The sequence below is a fragment of the Inquilinus limosus MP06 genome (assembly GCF_000767795.1).
In the GTDB taxonomy this organism is placed as follows: Bacteria; Pseudomonadota; Alphaproteobacteria; order DSM-16000; family Inquilinaceae; genus Inquilinus; species Inquilinus limosus_E.
The window spans coordinates 1-1721 of record NZ_JANX01000883.1 but is presented as its reverse complement, the minus strand read 5'-3'; the positions used below and the strand labels follow the sequence as shown (position 1 = coordinate 1721).

The 1721-nt window shown below is 72.3% G+C and carries 4 protein-coding genes; 1 reads left to right on the top strand and 3 read right to left on the bottom strand.

The genetic code is table 11. The annotated features are described in order from the left end of the window. On the top strand, positions 1-190 hold a 190-nt coding region (locus P409_RS39680), incomplete at its 5' end, for an HdaA/DnaA family protein (protein WP_034848908.1). A gap of 31 nt (positions 191-221) precedes the next feature. On the opposite strand, the gene pdeM is transcribed toward P409_RS39680, so the two are convergent. The 3 genes from pdeM to P409_RS39675 form a co-directional block, all read right to left on the bottom strand. Further along, a complete protein-coding gene (gene pdeM / locus P409_RS33575; RefSeq protein WP_034848906.1) occupies positions 222-923 on the bottom strand; it encodes a ligase-associated DNA damage response endonuclease PdeM in 702 nt (233 codons plus the stop codon). 60 nt (positions 924-983) lie between these two features. Continuing rightward, positions 984-1427, bottom strand: coding sequence for a hypothetical protein (locus tag P409_RS33570; RefSeq protein ID WP_034848904.1), 444 nt, complete (start codon positions 1425-1427; stop codon positions 984-986). Next, the coding region (locus P409_RS39675) for a hypothetical protein (protein WP_034848902.1) at positions 1424-1721 on the bottom strand (298 nt) is incomplete at its 5' end. The genes P409_RS33570 and P409_RS39675, both read right to left, overlap by 4 nt.

The window sequence follows — 1721 nt, the reverse complement described above, 5'->3', positions numbered from 1 at the left end:
CAAGCTGTTCGCCGACCGCCAGCTGGCGGTGGGGCCTGAGATCGTGCAGGCGATGCTGGCGCGGATGGAGCGCAGCTTCGCCGAGGCGCGCCGGCTGGTGGCCGAGATCGACGCCGCCAGCCTGGCCCAGGGCCGCTCGATCACCCTGCCGCTGGTGCGCGCGGTCCTGGCGGGGCAGGGCGAAGGCTAGGATTTCGGCAGGCGGGCGGAGGCCGGTCCCGTCAGGCCGCGATCCAGCGCGGCGCGATCGGCGACAGCCGGGCGCCGGGAAAGCGATGCAGCCCGGTCCGGCCGATCAGCCAGACATGGAAGAGGGGGCCGAGCAGCCGGCGGATCGCTGGGTCGAGCACGTCGAGCCCGCCTGTGTAGGCGCCGAACGCCGGCAGCACCAGCCGGTGCTCGTCGGCGACAAAGCAGCGCCCGGTCACCCGCCCGGCGCGGCCGCTGATCGCCGCCTTGGGGTGGTAATGGCCGGAGATCTCGCCGGACGCCCCGGCATGGGCCGCGTGGCGGCAGACCAGACCGTCGACCTGCAGCTCCTCGGTCCGATCGCCGGGCAGGGCCGCCGGCAGGTCCGGGTCGTGGTTGCCCAGCACCCAGATCCAGTCACGGCCCCGCGCCAGCCCGGTCAGCGTGGCCAGATCCTCGGCGGCAAGGCGGTCGGCCCCGTCCGAATCATGGAAGCTGTCGCCGAGCGCCACCACGGCGGTCGGGTCCAGCCGGTCGATCGCGGCGCCGAGCCGGGCCAGCGTCGCGGTGCTGTCATAGGGCGGCAGCAGCCGACGGGAGCGCTGGGCCAGCGCCGTCGCCTTCTCCAGATGCAGGTCGGCCACCAGCAGCCAGCGCCGCTCCGCCCACCACAGCACGCCCGATGGGTCGGGCCGGAAGGCGTGGTCGCGGAGCGGGATGGTGCGCGTCGGCATGACTCCGGTTTAGGCGCCCGGTCCGTGCTCGGCAACTGGTTTGTTCGGTTTCTGTTCCGCTCAGCCGCCGGATGGCCGTTTCGGCTCCAGGATCGCCCCGATCTCCCGCGCCTTGCTGTGGCCCAGCCAGAACAGCACTGAAGCCAGGCCGACGAACACGGCGAGGAAGACCCACAGCGCGATCGCCAGATAGTCGTACATCGGGTCGGCTGCGGCGGGCCGGATCATCAGCAGCCCGAGGACCAGGATGAACAGCACGAAGGCGATGACGCTGAGGTTGACGGCATAGATGTGCCAGGTCGCCAGCCGCCGGTATTCGATCCGGCATTCGATGATGGCGCGCTTCTGCGGCTCGTCGCCGGCGAAGCGGTTCAGCTCGACCTTCTGGTGCAGCGCCACCAGGTCCCGCAGCCATTGGCTGAGCTGGATGTAGAAGAAGCTGCCGACGAGCCCGGCCAGGGTCAGCAGCGGGCTGAGCAGCGACAGCGGGTTGGTCGGGGTCATCGCCGGTCCTCCCGGCGCAGGGCGTCGAGCAGGACGAGGATCGTCTCCGCGGTGATCGAGAACCAGGTGAGGGTGGGCGAGGAGGGCTTCTTCGCCGGCGGCGCCGGGCGGTCGCCGCCGGTCACTGCCGCCGCGACCGAATCGTAGAGGGTGACGAGCTCGTCATAGGCGCCGCGCGACAGGCTCAGCTCGAAGCGCTGAACCTGGGCCCGGCCGGCGTCGGCCGCGGCGCGGGCATCGGCCTCGGCACGGTCCAGCACCCGGCGCAGCTCGGCCCGGGCGGCGGCCCGCCAC

Excerpts from the sequence above, each read along its gene's own strand:
- pdeM (WP_034848906.1), bottom strand. The coding sequence starts at position 923 with ATGCCGACGCGCACCATCCCGCTCCGCGACCACGCCTTCCGGCCCGAC.
- P409_RS33570 (WP_034848904.1), bottom strand. The coding sequence starts at position 1,427 with ATGACCCCGACCAACCCGCTGTCGCTGCTCAGCCCGCTGCTGACCCTG.